Origin of the sequence: Lysobacter stagni (assembly GCF_030053425.1) — a bacterium.
In the GTDB taxonomy this organism is placed as follows: domain Bacteria; phylum Pseudomonadota; class Gammaproteobacteria; order Xanthomonadales; family Xanthomonadaceae; genus Lysobacter_J; species Lysobacter_J stagni.
Genome location: NZ_JASGBI010000001.1, coordinates 2,086,427 through 2,106,337, shown reverse-complemented (window position 1 = coordinate 2,106,337; position 19,911 = coordinate 2,086,427). Strand labels below are relative to the sequence as shown.

Annotated in this window: 23 protein-coding genes and 1 pseudogene; 14 read left to right on the top strand and 10 right to left on the bottom strand. The window is 67.5% G+C overall.

What is annotated here, in order from left to right:
- Positions 1–34: 34 nt before the first annotated feature.
- The 3 genes from QLQ15_RS09790 to QLQ15_RS09780 form a co-directional block, all read right to left on the bottom strand.
- Positions 35–253 carry a DUF6289 family protein gene (locus tag QLQ15_RS09790; RefSeq protein ID WP_283212603.1) on the bottom strand — a complete coding sequence of 73 codons (219 nt, stop codon included), beginning with the start codon at positions 251–253 and terminating at the stop codon, positions 35–37.
- Between the two features lie 111 nt (positions 254–364).
- Positions 365–1,294: a sensor domain-containing protein gene (locus tag QLQ15_RS09785; protein ID WP_283212602.1), complete on the bottom strand. Its 930-nt coding sequence runs from the start codon at positions 1,292–1,294 to the stop codon at positions 365–367.
- Positions 1,291–1,656, bottom strand: a complete 366-nt coding sequence (locus tag QLQ15_RS09780) for a PadR family transcriptional regulator (protein ID WP_283212601.1) — start codon at positions 1,654–1,656, stop codon at positions 1,291–1,293. Before QLQ15_RS09780 ends, QLQ15_RS09785 begins: the two co-directional genes overlap by 4 nt.
- Positions 1,657–1,837: 181 nt before the next feature.
- On the opposite strand from QLQ15_RS09780, the gene QLQ15_RS09775 reads away from it, so the two are divergent.
- Together QLQ15_RS09775 and QLQ15_RS09770 are read left to right on the top strand one after the other, a co-directional pair.
- Positions 1,838–2,326 carry a hypothetical protein gene (locus QLQ15_RS09775; RefSeq protein ID WP_283213988.1) on the top strand — a complete coding sequence of 163 codons (489 nt, stop codon included), beginning with the start codon at positions 1,838–1,840 and terminating at the stop codon, positions 2,324–2,326.
- A gap of 123 nt (positions 2,327–2,449) precedes the next feature.
- Positions 2,450–3,388, top strand: a pseudogene (locus tag QLQ15_RS09770) (peptidylprolyl isomerase); the annotation flags it as partial.
- 96 nt (positions 3,389–3,484) lie between these two features.
- On the opposite strand, the gene speG reads toward QLQ15_RS09770, so the two are convergent.
- The gene (speG, locus tag QLQ15_RS09765; RefSeq protein ID WP_283212600.1) at positions 3,485–4,069 is read right to left on the bottom strand and encodes a spermidine N1-acetyltransferase; all 585 of its coding nucleotides are present in this window, start codon (positions 4,067–4,069) and stop codon (positions 3,485–3,487) included.
- A gap of 109 nt (positions 4,070–4,178) precedes the next feature.
- Here speG and QLQ15_RS09760 point away from each other — a divergent pair, with 109 nt between their 5' ends.
- Positions 4,179–4,472: a hypothetical protein gene (locus tag QLQ15_RS09760; protein WP_283212599.1), complete on the top strand. Its 294-nt coding sequence runs from the start codon at positions 4,179–4,181 to the stop codon at positions 4,470–4,472.
- Between the two features lie 3 nt (positions 4,473–4,475).
- Here the strand turns inward: QLQ15_RS09760 and QLQ15_RS09755 are convergent, their stop codons facing one another.
- Both QLQ15_RS09755 and QLQ15_RS09750 read right to left on the bottom strand, forming a co-directional pair.
- Positions 4,476–4,712 carry a hypothetical protein gene (locus QLQ15_RS09755; protein WP_283212598.1) on the bottom strand — a complete coding sequence of 79 codons (237 nt, stop codon included), beginning with the start codon at positions 4,710–4,712 and terminating at the stop codon, positions 4,476–4,478.
- Between the two features lie 91 nt (positions 4,713–4,803).
- Entirely contained in the window at positions 4,804–5,691 is an 888-nt protein-coding gene (locus QLQ15_RS09750; RefSeq protein WP_283212597.1) for a DUF2785 domain-containing protein, read from the bottom strand.
- 127 nt (positions 5,692–5,818) lie between these two features.
- On the opposite strand from QLQ15_RS09750, the gene QLQ15_RS09745 reads away from it, so the two are divergent.
- From QLQ15_RS09745 to QLQ15_RS09730, 4 genes are all read left to right on the top strand, one after another.
- On the top strand, positions 5,819–8,059 hold the full coding sequence (locus QLQ15_RS09745) for an FdhF/YdeP family oxidoreductase (RefSeq protein ID WP_283212596.1): 2,241 nt from the start codon (positions 5,819–5,821) through the stop codon (positions 8,057–8,059).
- The gene (locus QLQ15_RS09740) at positions 8,056–8,292 is read left to right on the top strand and encodes a helix-turn-helix domain-containing protein (RefSeq protein ID WP_283212595.1); all 237 of its coding nucleotides are present in this window, start codon (positions 8,056–8,058) and stop codon (positions 8,290–8,292) included. The genes QLQ15_RS09745 and QLQ15_RS09740 overlap by 4 nt, the downstream gene beginning before the upstream one ends.
- Positions 8,289–9,092 (top strand): formate dehydrogenase accessory sulfurtransferase FdhD, encoded by an 804-nt coding sequence (gene fdhD / locus QLQ15_RS09735; RefSeq protein WP_283212594.1) that lies wholly within the window; start codon positions 8,289–8,291, stop codon positions 9,090–9,092. Before QLQ15_RS09740 ends, fdhD begins: the two co-directional genes overlap by 4 nt.
- Before the next feature lie 131 nt (positions 9,093–9,223).
- A complete protein-coding gene (locus QLQ15_RS09730; RefSeq protein ID WP_283212593.1) occupies positions 9,224–11,047 on the top strand; it encodes a DUF885 domain-containing protein in 1,824 nt (607 codons plus the stop codon).
- A gap of 70 nt (positions 11,048–11,117) precedes the next feature.
- On the opposite strand, the gene QLQ15_RS09725 is transcribed toward QLQ15_RS09730, so the two are convergent.
- Positions 11,118–11,468, bottom strand: coding sequence for a GFA family protein (locus tag QLQ15_RS09725; RefSeq protein WP_283212592.1), 351 nt, complete (start codon positions 11,466–11,468; stop codon positions 11,118–11,120).
- 103 nt (positions 11,469–11,571) lie between these two features.
- On the opposite strand from QLQ15_RS09725, the gene QLQ15_RS09720 reads away from it, so the two are divergent.
- The 4 genes from QLQ15_RS09720 (at position 11,572) to QLQ15_RS09705 (ending at position 15,240) form a co-directional block, all read left to right on the top strand.
- Positions 11,572–11,991, top strand: a complete 420-nt coding sequence (locus QLQ15_RS09720; RefSeq protein WP_283212591.1) for a VOC family protein — start codon at positions 11,572–11,574, stop codon at positions 11,989–11,991.
- Positions 11,992–11,994: 3 nt separating this feature from the next.
- Positions 11,995–12,810, top strand: a complete 816-nt coding sequence (locus QLQ15_RS09715) for a DUF72 domain-containing protein (protein WP_283212590.1) — start codon at positions 11,995–11,997, stop codon at positions 12,808–12,810.
- Positions 12,811–12,938: 128 nt separating this feature from the next.
- A complete protein-coding gene (locus tag QLQ15_RS09710; protein WP_283212589.1) occupies positions 12,939–13,904 on the top strand; it encodes an aldo/keto reductase in 966 nt (321 codons plus the stop codon).
- 13 nt (positions 13,905–13,917) lie between these two features.
- On the top strand, positions 13,918–15,240 hold the full coding sequence (locus QLQ15_RS09705; protein ID WP_283212588.1) for an NTP/NDP exchange transporter: 1,323 nt from the start codon (positions 13,918–13,920) through the stop codon (positions 15,238–15,240).
- A 165-nt stretch (positions 15,241–15,405) separates the two neighbouring features.
- On the opposite strand, the gene QLQ15_RS09700 is transcribed toward QLQ15_RS09705, so the two are convergent.
- From QLQ15_RS09700 to QLQ15_RS09690, 3 genes are all read right to left on the bottom strand, one after another.
- The gene (locus tag QLQ15_RS09700) at positions 15,406–16,308 is read right to left on the bottom strand and encodes a cyclase family protein (RefSeq protein WP_283212587.1); all 903 of its coding nucleotides are present in this window, start codon (positions 16,306–16,308) and stop codon (positions 15,406–15,408) included.
- A gap of 161 nt (positions 16,309–16,469) precedes the next feature.
- On the bottom strand, positions 16,470–17,369 hold the full coding sequence (locus tag QLQ15_RS09695) for a DMT family transporter (protein WP_283212586.1): 900 nt from the start codon (positions 17,367–17,369) through the stop codon (positions 16,470–16,472).
- A 28-nt stretch (positions 17,370–17,397) separates the two neighbouring features.
- Positions 17,398–17,808: a cupin domain-containing protein gene (locus tag QLQ15_RS09690; RefSeq protein WP_283212585.1), complete on the bottom strand. Its 411-nt coding sequence runs from the start codon at positions 17,806–17,808 to the stop codon at positions 17,398–17,400.
- Between the two features lie 120 nt (positions 17,809–17,928).
- On the opposite strand from QLQ15_RS09690, the gene QLQ15_RS09685 reads away from it, so the two are divergent.
- From QLQ15_RS09685 to QLQ15_RS09675, 3 genes are all read left to right on the top strand, one after another.
- On the top strand, positions 17,929–18,813 hold the full coding sequence (locus QLQ15_RS09685; RefSeq protein WP_283212584.1) for a LysR substrate-binding domain-containing protein: 885 nt from the start codon (positions 17,929–17,931) through the stop codon (positions 18,811–18,813).
- A 116-nt stretch (positions 18,814–18,929) separates the two neighbouring features.
- The gene (locus QLQ15_RS09680) at positions 18,930–19,358 is read left to right on the top strand and encodes a YciI family protein (protein ID WP_283212583.1); all 429 of its coding nucleotides are present in this window, start codon (positions 18,930–18,932) and stop codon (positions 19,356–19,358) included.
- A 28-nt stretch (positions 19,359–19,386) separates the two neighbouring features.
- A complete protein-coding gene (locus QLQ15_RS09675) occupies positions 19,387–19,800 on the top strand; it encodes a VOC family protein (protein WP_283212582.1) in 414 nt (137 codons plus the stop codon).
- The last annotated feature ends 111 nt before the right edge of the window (positions 19,801–19,911 follow it).

The window sequence follows — 19,911 nt, the reverse complement described above, 5'->3', positions numbered from 1 at the left end:
CGGGGCTTCGTCGTTACGTCAGTGGACGTGCGGCTCAACTCGATGCGCGGCAGCCCTGGACGAAGACCTTGTTGCTGGTTTCCACGCCCCAGCGTCCGTCCATCTCGCGGCAACCCGCGGTCCATGAACCGACGAGTACGCCCTCGTCGTCGTAGTACAGCCACGTTCCCTGCCAGCTCGCGGTGGCGTTGAACGATGCGGCCGACATCAGCGCGACGACGGCGGCCAGTGCGAAGGTCCTGAAACGACGCATTGCTCATCTCCTTTGATTGTCGCGGCAAGCTTCCCGCGTCCGCACCGTAGGCCAGGCATGTCGCCGGTTCTGTTAACCAGCCCGCAGTCCGTGCGTGAAGGCGACCTTCACTCAGGTGTACTGCGCGGTCTTCACCAGCATGTGCTTGGCCAGCTGGCCGTGCAGGTGGCCGACCAGGCGTGCGGCATGCAGCGTCAGGAACAGCAGGATCACGCCGGCCAGCATCGCCACCGGATACAGCCACGGTTCGCCCCATACCAGTCCATCGATGGACAGGCGGCTGTCGGCACCGAACATCGCGGCGATCGGCGCGGCGATCAGCGTCAGCGACACGGTCAGCCCGGTTACCGCGACCGTGAAGTACAGGATGCCCAGCGGCAGCATCAGCAGGAAATACAGCTGAGTGGCCCATACGCGCGGGTCGGTGAACAGGTCGCCGATGCGGCTGAGCAGCGGCTTGCCGCGCTCCGTGTACAGCGGGCGGCGTGGCATGCGCTCGCCGAGCATCGTCTCCACGATGCGCCCTTCCACCAGCGAAAGCATGCGCACCGACCCGAAGTACAGGATCACGAACGGGATGCCGATGATCAGCACCGCCAGACCCGCCGACAGCGAGATGCCCGTCACCACCCAGGTGAAGAAGAAGATGCCCGTGGCCAGCGAGAGCAGCATGTAGAACAGCGACGCGTACGTGCGCGGCTCGGCGATCACGCCGAAGAACTTTCCGATCCACGAACCGCGCGGCCTCGGCGGCGGTGCGCGCAGCGCGCTCTGCACCTTCACCTCGGTGTCGCGGTAGATGTCGGCCACTTCGTCGGGCGCACCGTAGCTGCCGGCGACGGAGACGATCACCTCGGCCTCGCTTCGCCCCGGGTTCTCGGCCATTTCCGAACGCAGGTATTCCTCGGCGTCGTACAGGGCGTCCTGCACCAGGGCCGGATCCGCGCCGGCCAGCGAACGGCGCAGGTGTTCCAGGTATTCGGGGATCGTCGTCGGCAGGCCGGCGCGTGCGGTGTCGTTGCTGGGGTTGAAGGCGTTCATGGAATGAGTCCTTCCAGGACGGAATCGACGGAATCACGGGTCGCACGCCACGCGGCGGCCCATTCGTGGAGCACGGCGCGGCCGGCATCGGTGATGCGGTAGTACCGGCGCGGCGGACCGGAGACGGAGGGTTCGACATGACTGTCGAGCAGCCCGCTGCCCTCCAGGTTGCGCAGGACCGGATACAGCGCGCTCTGCTTGCCGCTGAGGACGCCCTCACCGACGCGTTCGAGCTGCTTGGCGATCTGATAGCCGTACATCGCCTCGCCGCCCGCGGCGAGCACCGCCAGCAGCGCCAACGACACCGTGCCGGCGCTGAGCTCTTTCTGGAATTTGCGCAGGTGGGTGTCGAGGTCGGTCATGGCGGAGGTCGCTCGCGCGGGGCCGGGGGATGCCCGCTAGATTGAGGCTCACACTACTATCAAGTTCTATATACAGAACCTGCCATTAGTCATGACACCGGTCAGGCCGTTGCGCGCCCTGCACCGCGGGGCTGCTAAGACGGCCTCAAGCCGCATCCATCCCGCGGCGGGAGGCGTGGACATGCCCCGGGGCGACAAATCCGCATACACCGACAAGCAGAAGCGCCAGGCCGAGCACATCGAGGAAAGCGAACGCAAGGAAGGCCGGTCCGAGGCGGATGCCGAGCGCATCGCATGGGCCACGGTGAACAAGATGAGTGGTGGCGGCCGTCTCAGCGGCTCGGGTCGCAAGGGCGCAAAGAAGACCGCGGCCAAAAAGACCGGGGCGCGCAAATCCGCTAAGAAGGCCACGAAGAAGGCCACGAAGAAGGCAACCAGGAAGGTTGCGAAGAAGACCGCAAGGAGGGCAGCGAAGAAGACGCCACGCAAGGCGACGAAGAAGGCCGCCAGCAAGACCGCGCGGAAAGTGGCGAAAAAGACCGTGGCCAGGAAGGCGGCAACGAAAGTGGCGAAGAAGACGTCCCGCACCTCCGCCTCGCGCAGCGCTGGCGCGAAGAAGGCCGCGCGGACGCGGGCGACGCGCAGCGGACACAACGGCGCATCCGCCTGAGCCCTTCTACGGTCCGGTGGCCGGTCCTCTGACGCTCCGCACGTTTCCCGCCGATGGGACTGGCCGCCCATGCGTGGGCTGGGCCAGAATCGTGCGTTCAACGAAGGGATAAGGGGATCCGTCGTGTCAAAGCCGCATTCGTGGGCGTCCACACTGCTCTGTGCCGCACTGCTGGCCGCGCTGCCGCTGGCCCATGCGTCCGGAGAGGACGCAGCACCGGCCGGCAAGCCGCGCTCGATGCAGGAAATCCTCGACGCCTCCAAGCCGTCCGACTGGCGCACGCCGGACGCGAAGAACACGCTGTACGTGGACCTCGAGCGCGGCCGTGTGGTGATCGAACTGGCGCCCGCATTCGCGCCGGCCCACGTCGCCAACATCCGCGCCCTGGCCAAGAACGGCTACTGGAACGGCATGAGCATCAACCGCTCGCAGGACAACTTCGTCGTGCAGTGGGGCGATCCGGCGCAGGAAGACAAGGATCGCAAGCCGCTCGGCCGCGGCACCAAGGCCAAGCTGCCGGCGGAATTCGCACGCAAGGCGCAGGGCGTGGCATTCGATCGCCTGCCCGACGCGGACGGCTGGGCACCCGAAGTGGGCTTCGCCGGCGGTTTCCCGGCCGGACGCGATCCCGGCGCGGACGCCGCCTGGCTGGCCCATTGCTACGGCACCGTCGGAGCGGGTCGCGACGTGGCCGCCGATTCCAGCAACGGCACCGAGCTCTATGTCGTGATCGGCCAGTCGCCACGCCAGCTGGATCGCAACATCACCGTGGTGGGCCGGGTGCTCCAGGGCATGGAACTGCTGTCGGTGCTGCCACGCGGCACCGGCCCGCTGGGCTTCTACGAAGATCCCGCGCAGCGCGCGCCGATCAAGGCGGTGCGCCTGGCCTCGGAAGTTCCGAAGAAGGAGCGCGTGCCGATCGAAGTGCTGCGCACCGACACGCCGCTGTTCACCGAGCTCGTCGAAGCGCGGCGCAACCGTCGCGACGAGTGGTACAAGCACATGGCCAACCACATCGACCTGTGCAACGTGCCGCTGCCCACGCGCGCCCCGCCGCCCAAGGCGGTAGCCGAAAAGGCCAAGCCCAAACCCAAGCCGAAAGCGAAGGCCAAGCCCAAGGCGCGCTGAGACGCGCACGTCCCGGGCCAGCGCGCCGCCCTATGGCGGCGCCGTGCGTTCCTCGACGATTACGTGGCCGCGCCGGTCCGGCGGGTCGCGTTGCAATGCCTCCCGCTGGAACTGACACATGCGCACCACGTCGTGGTAGCGCCCGTCGCTGAAGAATTCCTCGATCAGCACGCCCTCGCGCCGGAAGCCGGCATCTTCATAGATGCGGATGGCGCGCGCGTTGTCGACGTCGACCAGCAGATAGAGCTTGTAGAGGTTCAGCACGCGGAAGGCGTAGTGGATGGCCAGCCGCGTCGCCGCACGCGCATAGCCGCGACCCTGCTGCTCGGGTGAAATCATGATGAGGAACTCCGCGCGCCGGTGGAGCTGGTCGATCTCCACCAGTTCCACCAGCCCCACGCGTTCGTGCGAAGCGTCCTCCACGATGAAGCGGCGTTCTGACTGGTCGTGGATGTGCTTGCGATACAGCTCTTCGAGTTCGACGAACGATTCGTACGGCTCCTCGAACCAGTAACCCATCACGCTGCGGTTGTTGTTGAGCAGGTGGACGAAATGCAGGTCGCCGCGTTCCAGCGGCCGCAGGGTGACACCGGGAGCATGGGCCATCGTGTTCATGCGCGTACCCTACTCCTGCCACGTGACGGACGCATACCGCCATCACACCGTCTTGCCCGAAGGCTCAATAGCCTGCCACACAGGCTCCACAGCGATGCAGGACCGTGCCATGCCCATGTTGCGACTTCGAGTGACCGGCAGCGACGACGACGTCCGCGCCATCAGCAACCTGCTCACCAGCCTCGACGGCATCGAACACATCGAGGAAGTCGACGACCTCATGCCGCACATGGACGACGACGATTCCAGCTCGGCCGGGCTGCCGGACGATCAGGGCCCGGGGCAGCATTCGCTCGAGATAGACGCACCGAACCTGGCTACCGCCAACCGCGTTCGCGATGCGGTGGAAGCGCTGGCGTTCGACCTGGACGTGCTGGTGGAATTCGACACCGAGGACAACTGAGCTTCACAGCGGGCCGGACTGCCGGCGCCGCCGCACGCGGAAGCAGAAGCGCCGCTCGCCCTGGTCGATCACCACGAAATGCAGCGTGTGCGTGGGCGCCTGTTCCTGCAGCCACGTGAACACCGGAAACTCGAATCCGCGCAGCGTTGCCGATGGGGCGCCGTGCAGGGAACGCTGCTCGATGCCTCCGCAGCCGGAACACGGCCTGTGCCGGAAGATCGAATCGCTGCAAAAGGCCATGTCCGGAACCGTCAGACCGAGGGATCGGCCTATGCTCCCGACACACTGCGGTGGCGTGAATCGGAATCGTCCGATTCGTGCCGGTGTCGATTCAGGGCAGCGCTTTCAGCGCCGCCACCACTCCGGGCAACACCGCGCGCATGCGCTTGTCTTCCGACTGGTCCGCCTCGACGTACACCGCCTGCAGGAACGCGACCAGATCGTGGCGGCGCGCGAGCCATTGCGGATCGCGCCATGCCAGCGATGGATCGCCCAACCGTGGCAACAGCGCGGCGAACCACGCCTTCCAGCCGTTCTCGTCGAGCACGCCGCGCTGGGCGGCGAACACCACCGGCGCCGCAAGCCGCTGCGGCTCGCCATGCACGTACGCGATACCGGCTGCGGGCACCACCTGTGCGGACACCGCATCCAGGATGCGGTGCAGTTGCGGCCCGTCCAGCGCCGGGTTGAGGCTCAACTGCATCAGCCAGTCGGAACCGTGCGCGACCCCATGGCGCCAGCCTGTCGCAGGATCGAAGCCACGGTAGTCGCGCACCGATTCCAGGTACGTGGTCGCACGCAGCACCATCGTGGCGCGCTCGGCCGGCGTCATCCAGGGCGACACGCGATCGGTGCGCGCCACTTCCGACAGCGCCAGTGCGGCGAAGGGCCAGGCGAAACCGTCCTGGTCCGCTTCGCCGAGCATCGAATAGAGCCGTTCGCGCAGCGCGCGCAGGGTTTCCGTCGACAGCTCGCCCTTGCGCATCCAGGCGGCCAGCGCCTCGTAGGCGATGCCGTCGCGCAGTTCGGCGTCGTTCGTGCCCAGGCATTCGGCCAGGCCCAGGGCCAGCGCGTGCCGCTGCCCGGTATCGGCCACCGCGAAGCCGGACTGCTTCAGCACCACCAGTTGCTCACGCGTCCATCCGTCGGGCGGACACGTTTGCGCCCACGCGGGTGCCGCCGCGAGCAACAGGCACAGCAGGGGAACGAAACGGCGCATCAGGGTCTCCTCCAGTCAGGGCGGGACTATGCCATCGCAGCGTGTGCCTTTCATCCGCCGTCATCGCCGGACAAGGCGCGCGGGCCTATGATTACGCTGCCAATACAGGCCGCACGGCCCGGAAACGATGTCCGACAAGAACGCCATCGACACCTACGACAAGCCCGCCGGTGGCTGGGATGCACTGAAGAGTTCCTGGCAGGCGCTGCGCGAGCAGCAGGTCGTGATGAAGGGCGCCGGCACGCTGCTGCGCGCCAACCAGCCGCGCGGATTCGACTGCCCCGGCTGCGCATGGCCCGACCGCAATCCGCATTCCACCTTCGAATTCTGCGAGAACGGCGTCAAGGCCGTCGCCAACGAAGCGACCTCGCGGCGCGTCACGCGTGGGTTCTTCGACCAGCACGCGGTCGGCTGGCTCGCGTCGCAGGACGATCATTTCCTGGAGGCGCAGGGCCGCCTGACCGAGCCGATGGCGTACGACGCCAACAGCGACACCTACCGTCCGATCGGATGGGACGAGGCATTCGCGACGATCGCCGAAGCACTCGACGCGCTGGCTTCGCCGGACGAAGCGATCTTCTACACCTCCGGGCGCACCTCGAACGAGGCGGCGTTCCTGTACCAGCTGTTCGTGCGCGAATTCGGCACCAACAATCTGCCCGACTGCTCGAACATGTGCCACGAGGCCTCGGGCGTCGCGCTGACCGAACAGCTGGGCAGCGGCAAGGGTTCGGTGACGCTGGAGGATTTCGAACTCGCCCAGGCCATCTTCATCTTCGGGCAGAACCCTGGCACCAACCATCCGCGCATGCTGGGCGAACTGCGCAGCGCCGCGCGCCGCGGCTGCCGCATCGTCGCGTTCAATCCGCTGCGCGAACGCGGGCTGGAACGCTTCGCCAACCCGCAATCGCCCGCCGACATGCTGGGTGGTTCGTCCACGCAGATCGCCTCGGAGTACTACCAGCCGCGCATCGGTGGCGACCTGGCGGTGGCCACCGCGCTGTGCAAGGCCGTGGTCGAATCGGGCACGGTGGACCGCGCCTTCGTCGCCGCGCACACGCACGGTTACGACGCGTTCGACGCCGCCATGCGCGCCACGCCCTGGGATGCGCTCGAACGCGAATCGGGCCTGACGCGCGCGCAACTCGAACAGGCCGCGCGCACCTACATCGCCAGCGACGCCACCATCCTGTGCTGGGGCATGGGCATCACCCAGCACGCGCGCAGCGTGGCGACGATCCAGATGCTCGCCAGCCTGCTGCTCCTGCGCGGCAACATCGGCAAGCCCGGTGCGGGCCCGTGCCCGGTGCGCGGCCATTCCAACGTGCAGGGCGACCGCACGATGGGCATCTACGAGCAGCCCTCGCCCGCGTTCCTCGACCGCCTCGGCGCCGCCTTCGATTTCACGCCGCCGCGCGAACACGGCTACGACACCATCGGCGCCATCGAGGCGATGCACGACGGCCGCGCCAGGGTGTTCTTCGCGATGGGCGGCAACTTCGCCGCGGCCACGCCGGATACCGCGCGCGTCCACGAAGCGCTGCGCCGTTGCGACCTCACCGTGCATGTGAGCACCAAGCTCAACCGCTCCCACCTGGTGCACGGACGACGCGCGTTGATCCTGCCGTGCCTGGGCCGCACCGAGATCGACCTGCAGGCCGGTGGCCCGCAGGCGGTGACGGTGGAAGACTCGATGAGCATGGTGCACCTGTCTTCCGGCATGAATCCGCCGGCGTCGGAGCACCTGTTGTCGGAGCCGGCCATCGTCGCGCGCCTGGCCGCCGCCGCGTTGCCGCGCAGCCGCACGCCGTGGCTGTGGTTGATCGAGGACTACGACCGCATCCGCGATCGCATCGCGCAGGTGATCGAAGGATTCACCGACTTCAACACGCGCGTGCGCGTGCCCGGCGGATTCCACCTGCATCATCCGGGCCGCGAGCGCGTGTTCCCCACCGCCAGCGGCAAGGCCGGTTTCCATGTGCACCCGCTGGACCCGCACCGTGCGCAGGGCGATCTTCTCCGCCTGATGACCGTGCGCTCGCACGACCAGTACAACACCACCGTGTACGGCCTGGACGACCGCTACCGCGGCGTGCACGGGTTGCGCCGCGTGTGCTTCATCTCGCGAACGGACCTCGAACGGCTGGGCCTGCGCGACGGCGAAACCGTCGACATCACCTCGGTATGGAGCGACGGCGAACGCACGGCGCACGGTTTCCGCCTGGTCGAGTACGACATCCCGACCGGCTGCCTGGCCAGCTACTTCCCCGAAACCAACGCGCTGGTACCGCTGGACCACCACGCCGAGCGCGCACGCACGCCGGCATCGAAGTCGATTCCGGTGCGCCTGAAGCGGAGCGCGTCGTGAGCGACGACGACGCGTTCGCGCTGTTGCGCCTTCTGCACGAGGAAGACGGCCAGTCGATCCATCGCGTCGCCAAGCGCATGCATCTGGGGCTGAGCGAATTGCAGCGCCTGCTGTCCGCGCTGGGAGACGACCCGCGCTTCGACGGACTGGACCTGATCGAACGGCGCGAGGACGGCGAACGCACGTGCCTGTGGCTCACCGAGAAAGGCCGTCGCCTGGGCGGTCACGCATGAACGAGCCGTTGCACGCGGTACGGGCGTTGCGCCTGAGCGGCGACGGTCGCGCCTCGCACGACGACCGCGTCATCGTCGAGGCGCCGGTCGCGCTGCTCTATAACGGCTCGCCGTTCGCGGTAATGATGGCCACGCCCGACGCGCTGGAAGACTTCGCACTGGGCTTCGCCGTGAGCGAGGGCATCGTTGCCACGCCGGACGAGTTCCGCCTGGTCGATGTCGTGCGCGGCGATGACGGGATCGCCCTGCACGCGGCGATCCCGCAGGCGCGGTTCGACGCGCTCGAGACGCGCCGGCGCGGGCTGGAAGGCCGCAGCGGTTGCGGTCTGTGCGGCGTGGAGTCGCTGCAGGCGGCAATGCGGCCCGTGCCACCGGTGACCGCATCGACGCGCGTGACGATGCCGCAGATCCATGCCGCGCTCGCGGCGCTGGTCGGCCAGCAGCCGCTCAACGCGCTCAGCGGTGGCGTGCACGCCGCCGCGTTCGCATCGAAGCACGGCCTGCTGGTGCGCGAGGACGTGGGACGCCACAACGCGCTGGACAAACTCATCGGCGCGATGGCGCGGAGCGAACCGGCGTTGCGCGCCGACGACGGCTTCGCCGTCGTCACATCACGCGCGTCGTACGAGATCGTGCACAAGGCCGCCACCGCCGGCATCGGCGTGCTGGTGGCCATCTCCGCACCGACCGACCTGGCCATCCGCACCGCGCAGGCGGCCGGGCTCACGCTGGCCGCGTTCGCGCGCGGGGACTCGCTGAACGTGTATTCACACCCGGACCGCCTCGAAAGCGCGGCCTGACACCGGACCGGCACATTCGGCAAAGCAGCGCGCAGGGGCTCGACGACCGGCCCATGCGACGCGGTGCCCGCAGGCGATATGCTCGGACAATCGCGGCCGGGCGCCGCGTTTCCCAACCATCGAGACCTTCCATGCCGTCGTTCCGTCCCACCCTGCTTGCCGCTGCGGTACTCACCGCCAGCCTCGCCGCCTGCCAGCCGCAGACCGCCCCCGCCCCTGCCGATACGCACGCCACCGCCGCAGCGCCTGCGTCGGACCCGGCCGTCGACCAGCGCTTCAGCGAGATCTCCCAGCAGTGGCTGGACGGCTGGCTGCGTCTGAACCCGGTCAGCGCCACGCAGATCGGCAAGCACGACTACGACGGCGAGATCGACGACCTCAGCGCCGCAGGCCGCCAGGCACAGGTCGAGTTCGCGAAGAAGATCCTCGCCGAGCTCGACGGCATCGACACCGCCAGGCTTTCGCGTGAGAACCAGATCGACGCGGCGATCCTGCGCAACCAGGCGCGAGGCGACGTGTGGAGCGTCGAGACGTTGCAGAGCTGGGCGTGGGATCCGCAGGTGTACAGCGGCCTGGCCGGCGGTGCGATCTACAACCTGATGGCGCGCGAGTTCGCGCCGATGCCGCAGCGCCTGAAGTCGGCGACCGCGCGCATGCAGGAGATCCCGAAGGTCTATGCGCAGATGCGCGAGAACCTGGACCCGGCGCGCGTGCCGAAGATCCACGCCGAGAAGGTGGCCAAGCAGAACGCCGGCATGCTCAGCCTGATCGACACGTTCATCGTGCCCAACGCCGACCAGTTGCAGGGAGAGGATCGCAAGCAGCTCGACGCCGCCGTCGCCAACCTGCGCAAGGCCGTGGCCGAGCAGCAGACGTGGCTGGACAAGACGCTGGTGCCCAACGCCAAGGGCGATTTCCGCATCGGCCAGACGCTGTACGACGAGAAGCTGCAGTTCTCGCTGAATTCCTCGCTGTCGCGCGCGGAGATCAAGCAGCGCGCCGAAGGCGAACTCAAGCGCGTGCGCGGCGAGATGTACGCCATCGCCCAGACCGTGCTGAAGGACAAGCCGGGCGCGCCGGAGATGCCGGCCAACCCGACGCCGGAACAGCAGCAGAAGGCCATCGAGGCAGCGCTCGAACTGGCCTACGCCGACAAGCCCGCGCGCGACCAGGTGGTGGACTTCGCCAAGAAGACGCTGGCCGACGCCACCGACTTCACGCGCAAGCACGACCTGGTCACCGTGCCGAACGACCCGGTCAAGATCATCCTGATGCCGGAGTTCCAGCGCGGCGTTGCGGTGGCCTACTGCGATTCGCCGGGCCCGCTCGACAAGGGCCTGGACACCTACTACGCGATTTCGCCGATCCCGGACGACTGGGACGACAAGCAGGTCGACTCGTTCCTGCGCGAATACAACAGCCGCATGATCCACCTGCTGTCCATCCACGAGGCGATGCCGGGCCACTACCTGGAAGGCGTGCATTCGGCGGAGTCGCACTCGACGCTGCGCTCGGTGCTGCGCTCGGGCCTGTTCGCCGAGGGCTGGGCGGTCTACACCGAGGACATGATGGCCGACGCCGGCTACCTGGATAACGACCCGCTGTTCCGCCTGGTGCAGCTGAAGTTCTACCTGCGCACGATCGCCAACGCGATCCTCGACCAGGGCGTGCACGTGGACAACTGGACCCGCGAGCAGGCGATGGAGCTGATGACCAAGCAGGCGTTCCAGCAGGAGCGCGAGGCCGCCGGCAAGTGGGAGCGCGCGCAGCTCACCAGCGCGCAGCTTCCGACGTACTTCGTCGGTGCGCAGGAGCACTTCGACATGCGCAAGGCGGTGGAAGCCAAGCTGGGCGACAAGTTCAACGCCAAGGCATACCACGACCAGGTGTTGTCCTACGGCGCCCCGCCGGTCCGCTACGTCCGCGAGATGATGCTGGACGAGCCGATCAAATAACGGCCGGTGGCTTCAAGGCAAGGGCCCTTCGGGGCCCTTGCTGTTTTTGCGCACAGCAGTCCGCGTCTCGTCAGCGCGAGCGCCCGTCGTACGGCACCACCTTCAGCGAGGCCACGTCCACGCCCTCCAGGCAACGCGCGTTGATCGCGATCATCGGCGTGCCATCGGGCATCTGGCCCTCGGAGAACGGGGAAATGCCGCAGGTCGGGCAGAAATGGTGCTGCAGGCGGTGCGTGTTGAACGTGTAGGTGGCGTAGTTCGATTCGGGTGTCTTCAGCGTGAAGGCCGTGCGCGGCACGAACCACAGCAGGCCGCCGCGCCTGGCGCACATCGAACAGTTGCAGTCGATCACCTGGTCGATCCGGCCTTCCACGTCGTACGCGATCGCGCCGCAGTGGCAGCCGCCGGTGTAAGTGGTCATGCACGCTCTCCAGGGAAGGACGCCGCCATTGTGCTCCCGCGGGGCCACATGGACTTAACCTGAAAGCGATATCCTGCGCGCCTTCCAACCCCGGAGCCGGCCAATGCCCCACCGCCAAGGCAGCACCGTGATCCCCACCCTCAGCTACCGCGACGCGCCGGCGATGATCGACTGGCTGTGCCGCGCGTTCGGTTTCCAGAAACAGGCCGTGTACATGGACGGCGACGTCGTCCTGCACGCGCAGCTGACCCACGGCAACGGCATGATCATGCTCGGCTCGTCCGGCAAGGACGGCGACTGGGCGAAGTACATGATCCATCCCGACGAAACCGGCGGGCGCGCCACGCACGGCGTGTGCGTCATCGTGACCGACGCCGACGCGCATTACGCCCAGGCGAAATCCGCCGGTGCGACGATCGAGATCGACATCGCCGACCAGGACTACGGCGGCCGCGGCTATGCCTGCCGCGATCCCGAAGGCCACCTGTGGTGGTTCGGCAGCTACGACCCCTGGAACGCCTGACGCATGGACCTTTTGAACGATCACCCGCGCCCCGTCGACGGCATCCGTGTCGGCATCGGTGGCTGGACGTTCGCGCCCTGGCGCGACAACTTCTATCCCAAGGGGCTGGTGCAGCGGCGCGAGCTGGAATACGCCAGCCGCAAGCTCACCGCCATCGAAGTCAACGGCACGTACTACGGCGCGCAGAAGCCGGCGACCTACGCCAAGTGGGCATCGGAAACGCCGGAAGGTTTCGTGTTCTCGGCCAAGGCGCCGATGCGCATCATGCAGTCGCGCGCATTGGCGAAGACGGGCCCGCAGATCGAGGACTTCGTCGGCGGCATCGCCTCGCTGGGCGATCGCCTGGGGCCGCTGGTATGGCAGTTCGACGCCAACCAGAAGATCCAGCGTGAGCCCTTCTCCGAATTCCTGCAGCTGCTGCCGCGCGAGGTCGAAGGCCGCACGCTGCGCCATGTGCTGGATGTGCGCGATGCCGCCTTCGTCGATGCCGACTACATCGCACTCGCACGCCGTCACAACATGGCGACGGTGTTCACCGATTCCGAGGAACACCCCTCCTTCGCCGATGTCACTGCCGATTTCGTCTACGCCCGGCTGATGTGCTCGCAAAGCGACGTCCCCACCGGCTACACGGCGCAGCAACTGTCGAACTGGGCCGAGCGGGCGCATCGCTGGGCCGACGGCCAGCAACCTGCGAAGCTGCCGTCGCTGTCGCCGGAACCCGCACCGCAGCGCAAGCGCGACGTGTACATCTTCTTCATCAGCGCCGCGAAGGAGCGCAACCCGGCCGCTGCGATGGGACTGATCGAACGTCTCTGACCACGGCCGGACGCGGGAAGGTCTCGCCTCGTCGCAAAACCCGGGGGCTGACCGTGCCGATTGGCACTCGCCCCCGCACGCGTTCGACACTATCAACGGCAGGACCCTGCCGTGAGGAGAACGCCCGCATGACCAGCCGTCGTGAGTTCATCTCCACTGCCACCCTGGCCGCCGCCGGCATCGCGATGATGCCGCTGACCGCGTGCAGCCAGGAAACACCCTCGAAGGCCGCGGCGGGTGCGCCCGCCAAGCCCGCGCCGTTCACGGGCAAGCTGCTGACGCGGCCGATCCCGAGCACCGGCGAACGCATCCCGGTGATCGGCATGGGCACCTCGGGCAGTTTCGAAGTCGGCACCGACGCGGCCTCGCGCGCACCGCTGCGCGAGGTGCTCGACGCCTTCGTCGCCGCCGGCGGCACGCTGATCGACACCGCGCCCACCTACTCCACCGCCGAAGACGTGCTGGGCGACCTGATCGCCGACAGCGGCACGCGCGGCAAGCTGTTCCTGGCCACCAAGCTCTCGGGCGTGACCGGCAAGGACGAAGGCCTGGCGCAGTTCAACGAATCGCTGCGGCGCTTGCGCACCGACAAGGTGGAACTGCTGCAGGTCCACAACCTTCGCGATACCCCCACGCAGATCGCGCTTGCGCGCGAGCTCAAGCAGCAGGGCAAGGTGCGCTATACCGGCATCACGCATTACCGCGAGGACGCGCAGGCGCAGCTGGCCGAACAGATGCGCCAGCACAAGCCCGATTTCATCCAGATCAACTACTCGCCCGTGTCGCGCGGCGTCGAACAGACCGTGCTGCCGCTGGCGCAGGAACTGGGCTGCGCGGTGATGATCAACCGCGCCTTCGAGGACGGCCGCCTCATCACGCAGCTGCGTGACAAGCCGCTGCCGGAATGGGCCAAGGACGTGGGCGCGGATTCCTGGGCGCAGCTGATCCTGAAGTTCGTGCTCAGCCATCCGGCGGTCACGGTGGTGATCCCTGCGACATCGAAGGTGCGCCACCAGGTGGACAACCTCAAGGCCGGTACCGGCGTGCTGCTCGATGCAGCGCAGCGCCAGTCGCTGATCGCGGCACTGGCCTGAGCGCGGAGCATCGATGAGCGTATCCCGACGCATTGCCCGCGCCTTCGGCATCGCTGAAGACGAAACCCGTCCGGTCCTGACCGGCGCCATGCTGTTCTTCGTGATGTTCGCCGGCTACTTCATGCTGCGTCCGGTACGCGAGACCATGGGCGTGGCCGGCGGCGTCGACAACCTGCAATGGCTGTTCACGGGCACGTTCCTGGCCACGCTGGCGGCCATGCCGCTGTTCGGCTGGGTCGCCACGAAGGTGCCGCGACGCCGCATCCTGCCGTGGACGTTCGGCTTCTTCGCGGCGAATCTGGCGCTGTTCGCGATCGCCTTCCAGATGGATCCGGAGAATCCGTGGATCGCGCGGACGTTCTACATCTGGATCTCGGTGTTCAACCTGATCGCGATCTCGGTGATCTGGAGCGTGTGCGTCGACCTGTTCCCGATGACGCAGGCCAAGCGGCTGTTCGCGCTGATGGCCGCCGGTGCGAGCCTGGGCGGACTGGTCGGCCCGCTGCTGGGCATCGCGCTGGTGGGCCTGATCGGCCATGCGGGGCTGTTGTGGCTGGCTTCGGCGCTGCTGGTGGTGGGCATCCTCATCGCGCGCACGCTGCAGCGCTGGCGCGATGCGCAGCCGGTGCACGCCGGACTCAGTGCGGATGCGCGCGCGCGACCACTGGGCGGGCATCCGTTCGCGGGCATCACCACCGTGCTGAAGTCACCGTACCTGCTGGGCATCTCGCTGTTCGTGCTGCTGCTGGCCAGCGTGAGCACCTTCCTGTATTTCGAACAGGCGCGCCTGGTGGAGCTGAAATTCCCGGACCGCGCCGACCAGACGCGCGTGTTCGGCACCATCGATGCGATCGTGCAGTGCCTGACCATCCTGTCGCAGTTGTTCATCACCGGCCGACTGGTGCAGCGCCTGGGCATGGCGGCGCTGCTGGTGGCCGTGCCGGTGGTGACGATGCTGGGCTTCGTGTGGCTGGCGTTCGCGCCGACCTTCGCCGTACTGGCCGTGGTGATGGTGGTGCGCCGCGCGGGCGAGTACGCGTTCGTGCGCCCGGGTCGCGAAATGCTGTTCACCGTCGTTCCCACCGAAGCCAAGTACAAGGCGAAGAACTTCATCGACAGCGTGGTCTATCGCGGTGCGGACGCGGTCAGCGGCTGGGCCAAGGCGCTGGTGGACCTGCTCGCGCAACAGCCCGCCGTCGCAGCGCTGGTGGGCGCGGGCATCGCGCTGGCGTGGGCGATCACGGGGTCGGGACTGGCGCGCGCGCAGTCGCGCATCGAGGCGAAGGAACCGATGCCGGAGGGCATCGATGTGGCGGGCGAGGGATTGCGGCGCTGAGCTGTGCGTCCTTCGACTTCGCTGCGCTTCGCTCAGGACGAACGGATCAGGCCTTCAGGACGTACGGATCAGGCCATTCGGACTGCCACTCCCGCCGTTCGTCCTGAGCGTAGGCGCAAAGCGCCGAAGTCGAAGGATGGCCGGAAGTGAAGGGGCACGGCCGCACTATCGCAACCGCGCCATCGCGCGCACCGGGAACGTGCCCGCGCCGCGGACCTTCGGCGGCATGGCGCTGAACTCGAAGCCTTCGTCCGGCAGCGCACCCAGGTTGCACAGGTGCTCGACGATCAGGATGTCCGCGCCCAGCAGCACCGAATGCACCGGGCGTTCCTTGCCGTTCGGGCCGTCATGGGAGGTGTCGTCGATGTTCATCGAATCGATGCCGACCAGCTTCACGCCGCACTCGCGCAGGTAGTGCGCCGCATCTTCGGTGAGGAACGGGTGGTCCACCGCGTACGACGCCTCTCGCCAGTGCGCGTCCCAACCGGTGTGCACCAGCACCGCGCGACCGCGGATCTCGCGATCGCGGAACCATGAGGCATCGATGGCGCGCACCTGCCGGTGATCGGCGCGGATGACGATGGCATCTAGGTCGCAGAACGCTTCCGGCGCGATCTGCGACAGATCGTTGCCGTGTGCGTAACGGTGTGACGGACAGTCGAGATAGGTCCCGGTGTTGGCCACCATCTCGATCTTCGCGATCTGGAATTCGGTGCCGGGCGCGTATACCTCGCGCGAACGCTCACGGCTGAGGTAGTCGCAGATGCGTGCGGCGGGCAGGCCGGGATACGTGACCAGGCCGTCCTCGATGACATGGCTCAACTCGACGTACGCGCGACGCGTACCCGCACCGTCCTGCCGGCGCTTGTGCGCTTCGACGATGATCTTCTTGTTGAGGATCCGTGCCGGGCCGACCATCAGCAGGCGCAAGTCGCGGACGATGTAGTCCACGAGCGCGGCATCGTCGATGTCATCGCCATCGATATCCAGGCGGAAATCCTGCCCCTGGATGCCGCCGCCGTTGGTGAAGTCGATCTGGAAGTCGAAGACGACGCGCTTGTCGGTCATGCGATGCCTCGCTGGAGATAGGGTTTTCCTTCTCCCCTCGTGGGAGAAGGGCCCATAGGGCGGATGAGGGGCGGCGTACGCCGCTTCGCGCTCCCCTCTTCCGGCGCTTCGCGCCACCTTCTCCCACAAGGGGAGAAGGAACGGCGAAGACGCCCTGTTGTCTACTTCGCAGCCCGCTGGCTCAACGCCACGCTGCCAAGGATCATCGCACCGGCGATGCCCATTTTCATCGTCAGCGGCTCGTCCAGCAGCAGCCACGCCCATGCGACGCCGAACACCGGGATGAGGTACGTCACGGTGGACGCACGGCTCGCACCGATGCGCGCGATCAGGCGGTAATACATGACGAACGCCAGGCCCGTGCAGACGACGCCCAGCATCGAGACGGAGAACCACGACGCGGCGGGAATCGCCTTCTGCGGCCAGCTCACGACGGCGAACGGCAGCACCAGCAACGCCGCCGTGCCCAGCGTCGCCGAAGCCACGGCCGCGGGCGGCAGCCCCGTGAGGTGGCGACGCACCAGGTTGATGCCCACACCGTAGAGGAACGAAGCCCCCGCGCCTGCCGCCACGGCCCAGGCCACGTTCTCGCCGCCGGCGGTCTTGTCGCTGGCCAGCACCACCACGCCGAGGAAGCCGGCGATCAACGCAACCGCCCGCCGCCCGCCGATCTTCTCGCCGAAGAACAGGAAGCCGACCAGCGCGGCGAACAGCACGGTCATCGCATTGGCGATCGCGCCGATGCCGGCCGGCGCACGCTGAGCCGCCCAGGCGAAGAGCATGAAGGGCACGGCCGAGTTGATCGCACCGATCAGCGCGATCTTCGGCCACAACTTCGCCGGGAACAGCGCGCGCGAGCGCCACAGGAACGGAAGCAGCACCAGCGAGCCCAGGGCCAGGCGCACCTCGACCAGCGGCATCGCGCCGAAGTCCTTGGCCGCCACGCGCATGAACAGGAACGAGGCACCCCAGATGGCGCCCAGCAACGCGAGCTCGAGCGGAGTCAGCCAGCCACGTTCCTGTGCCTGGGGCAGACCGGGTGCGGATGCGACGGAGTTCATCGGAAACCTCGTGGGGGAGGACGCGGGCTCAGCCCTGCGTGGGGTGGTAACAGTGGACGATCGATTCGGGGCTGCCGCCGGCCGCGAGGAACGCGGCGTCGCCCAGGTTCATGCCGATCAGGCGCACGCCGGTCTGCGTGTGCGGACGGTGGCGACTGTCGGGCGCGAAGTACACGTAGGTGCCCGCGCCGTGGCGCGCCTCGCCTTCGATCACTTCGCCGCTGATGACGTAATACGACTCGCCAGTCTCGTGGTGGTCCACGACGGGCCACTGCGCGCCCGGCGCCATTTCGACCACCCAGAACCGCACGCCCGGAGCGGCCGGAAGATCGCGGCGCGTGCAGCCCTCGCCGATTTCCAGTGCGGGTACCTCGTCGATGTCCAGCGCCTGCATGGCGGGCGTGGCGGCGTGGGAAGCTGGCTCGAAGGACGGGTCCATGGCGACTCTGGTTGGCAATCCAACAATCTGGCTCATGCCGGAACGCCTATTGTGATTACGGCTCGGCGCCTTACAAGCGCATACTTTCAAAGGCAGACTTGAATCTGGTTTGAGGCTCACATGGCGCTTCGTGCGGATTGGCTCCCGGCCCTGACGGCGTTCGAATCGGCCGCGCGGCATCAGAACTTCGCCCATGCGGCCGAAGAACTTCACCTCACCGCCAGCGCGGTCAGCCACCACGTACGCAAGCTGGAATCGCGCCTGGGCGTGGCCCTGTTCCAGCGCCACGCGCGCGGCGTCTCGCTGACCGCGGAGGGGCGCCAGCTGGCCGACGCCGCCGGCAGCGCACTGGCGGACGTGGAAGGCGTGCTGCGAAGCCTGGGCGGTGCACGCGACGAGCAGGACCGCGTGCGCATCACCACCCTGCATTCGCTTACCTATACGTGGCTGCTGCCACGCCTGCCGTCCTTCCTGCGCGCCCATCCGCACATCCGCCTGAGCGTGGACACCGAGATCGCCCTCACCCGCTTCGACGACGGCGGCCCCGACCTGGGCATCCGCCATGGACCGGGCCACTGGCCGGGGCTCACCTCGCACCTGCTGATGGACGAAGGGCTGTTTCCGGTGGCCTCTCCGGCCTATGTGGATCTGCCCAACCTGCACACGCCGGCCGACATCGCCCGCCAGCCGCTGATCGCCGACCACGCGCGCCAGGGCTGGCACGACTGGTTCCGTGCCGCGAACGTGCACGGCGCCAAGTTCGAAGAGCGCTTCACCTTCAGCGACACCACCGATGCCATGAACGCCGCCGTGCACGGGCTGGGCGTATCGCTGGCACGCTCGCGCATCGCCACGCCGTACCTCGAACGCGGACAACTGGTGCGCCTGCCCGGACCGATCCTCACCGCGCGCTGGTCGTACTACGCGGTGTATCCCTCGCACCGTCGCCTGCGGCCGGCGGCCCAGGCCCTGCTGGACTGGCTGCTGGACATCGCCCGCGGCTGACGCCCGCCGGCCAAAAAAAGATGACCGGGCGTGTCGATTCCGCCCGTCATGGTTCGTCGACCTTGCAAGAGCGCGCATCCAGGCCCGCTCCCTTCCCCACTGCAAAGGAGACGACGATGAAGTTCATGGTGATCGTGAAGGCCTCGCCCGAGTCCGAAGCCGGCCAGATGCCGAGCGAGGAACTGCTGACGCGCATGGGCCAGTACAACGAGGAGCTGGCCAAGGCCGGCGTGATGCTCGGCGGCGAAGGCCTGTACGCCAGCTCGCACGGCGCACGCGTGCGCTTCGACGGCGACCGCCGCAGCGTGATCGACGGCCCCTTCACCGAGACGAAGGAACTGATCGCCGGCTACTGGCTGTTCGAGACCGCCTCGCTGCAGGAAGCGATCGAATGGGTGAAGCGCTGCCCCAACCTCGACGGCGAAAGCAGCGAGGTGGAGATCCGTCGCGTATTCGAATCGCACGCCTGTGGCGGCGAGCTCACGCCGGAACTGCGCGCCCAGCAGGAACGCATCGCCGAGCGGATCGCCGCGCGCGCGCAGTGACTTTCTCCCCCGCGACAGGAGCCCTGCCATGAAGTTGAACGCCTACCTTGGTTTCGACGGCCAGTGCGAAGCCGCCTTCCGTTTCTACGCGCAGTGCCTGGGCGGCACGATCGAAGCACTCAACCGCTTCGGCGACACGCCAGCATGCGACCACGCCCCCGAAACGCATCGCAACCGGATCATGCACGCGCATCTGGTGGTGGGCGACCAGGCCCTCATGGGTTCGGACAGCGTCCCCGACCACCCGTGCGAGGGCATCAAGGGATGCTCCGTCGCGCTCAACGTGGATTCGGTCGCGGAAGCCGAACGCGTGTACGCCGCACTGTCGGAAGGCGGAAAAGTGATCATGCCCATGGACAAGACCTTCTGGTCGGCGCGTTTCGGCATGTTCGTCGACCGCTTCGGCGTGCCGTGGATGGTCAACTGCGAGAAGGACGCATGAGCCATGCACACCTTCAGCATCCATGGTTGCCGTCATTCCCGCGCGGGCGGGAATCCAACTTTCAGGCAAGTCACGACCTTCGAAGGACGTGATGGTATTTCGACGTAGATT

Excerpts from the sequence above, each read along its gene's own strand:
- speG (WP_283212600.1), bottom strand. The coding sequence starts at position 4,069 with ATGAACACGATGGCCCATGCTCCCGGTGTCACCCTGCGGCCGCTGGAA.
- QLQ15_RS09680 (WP_283212583.1), top strand. The coding sequence starts at position 18,930 with ATGAAGTTCATGGTGATCGTGAAGGCCTCGCCCGAGTCCGAAGCCGGC.
- fdhD (WP_283212594.1), top strand. The coding sequence starts at position 8,289 with ATGAACGAGCCGTTGCACGCGGTACGGGCGTTGCGCCTGAGCGGCGAC.
- QLQ15_RS09775 (WP_283213988.1), top strand. The coding sequence starts at position 1,838 with ATGCCCCGGGGCGACAAATCCGCATACACCGACAAGCAGAAGCGCCAG.
- QLQ15_RS09675 (WP_283212582.1), top strand. The coding sequence starts at position 19,387 with ATGAAGTTGAACGCCTACCTTGGTTTCGACGGCCAGTGCGAAGCCGCC.
- QLQ15_RS09715 (WP_283212590.1), top strand. The coding sequence starts at position 11,995 with ATGGACCTTTTGAACGATCACCCGCGCCCCGTCGACGGCATCCGTGTC.
- QLQ15_RS09690 (WP_283212585.1), bottom strand. The coding sequence starts at position 17,808 with ATGGACCCGTCCTTCGAGCCAGCTTCCCACGCCGCCACGCCCGCCATG.
- QLQ15_RS09705 (WP_283212588.1), top strand. The coding sequence starts at position 13,918 with ATGAGCGTATCCCGACGCATTGCCCGCGCCTTCGGCATCGCTGAAGAC.
- QLQ15_RS09685 (WP_283212584.1), top strand. The coding sequence starts at position 17,929 with ATGGCGCTTCGTGCGGATTGGCTCCCGGCCCTGACGGCGTTCGAATCG.
- QLQ15_RS09780 (WP_283212601.1), bottom strand. The coding sequence starts at position 1,656 with ATGACCGACCTCGACACCCACCTGCGCAAATTCCAGAAAGAGCTCAGC.
- QLQ15_RS09790 (WP_283212603.1), bottom strand. The coding sequence starts at position 253 with ATGCGTCGTTTCAGGACCTTCGCACTGGCCGCCGTCGTCGCGCTGATG.
- QLQ15_RS09755 (WP_283212598.1), bottom strand. The coding sequence starts at position 4,712 with ATGGCCTTTTGCAGCGATTCGATCTTCCGGCACAGGCCGTGTTCCGGC.
- QLQ15_RS09785 (WP_283212602.1), bottom strand. The coding sequence starts at position 1,294 with ATGAACGCCTTCAACCCCAGCAACGACACCGCACGCGCCGGCCTGCCG.
- QLQ15_RS09745 (WP_283212596.1), top strand. The coding sequence starts at position 5,819 with ATGTCCGACAAGAACGCCATCGACACCTACGACAAGCCCGCCGGTGGC.
- QLQ15_RS09720 (WP_283212591.1), top strand. The coding sequence starts at position 11,572 with ATGCCCCACCGCCAAGGCAGCACCGTGATCCCCACCCTCAGCTACCGC.
- QLQ15_RS09695 (WP_283212586.1), bottom strand. The coding sequence starts at position 17,369 with ATGAACTCCGTCGCATCCGCACCCGGTCTGCCCCAGGCACAGGAACGT.
- QLQ15_RS09760 (WP_283212599.1), top strand. The coding sequence starts at position 4,179 with ATGCCCATGTTGCGACTTCGAGTGACCGGCAGCGACGACGACGTCCGC.
- QLQ15_RS09750 (WP_283212597.1), bottom strand. The coding sequence starts at position 5,691 with ATGCGCCGTTTCGTTCCCCTGCTGTGCCTGTTGCTCGCGGCGGCACCC.
- QLQ15_RS09700 (WP_283212587.1), bottom strand. The coding sequence starts at position 16,308 with ATGACCGACAAGCGCGTCGTCTTCGACTTCCAGATCGACTTCACCAAC.
- QLQ15_RS09710 (WP_283212589.1), top strand. The coding sequence starts at position 12,939 with ATGACCAGCCGTCGTGAGTTCATCTCCACTGCCACCCTGGCCGCCGCC.
- QLQ15_RS09725 (WP_283212592.1), bottom strand. The coding sequence starts at position 11,468 with ATGACCACTTACACCGGCGGCTGCCACTGCGGCGCGATCGCGTACGAC.
- QLQ15_RS09730 (WP_283212593.1), top strand. The coding sequence starts at position 9,224 with ATGCCGTCGTTCCGTCCCACCCTGCTTGCCGCTGCGGTACTCACCGCC.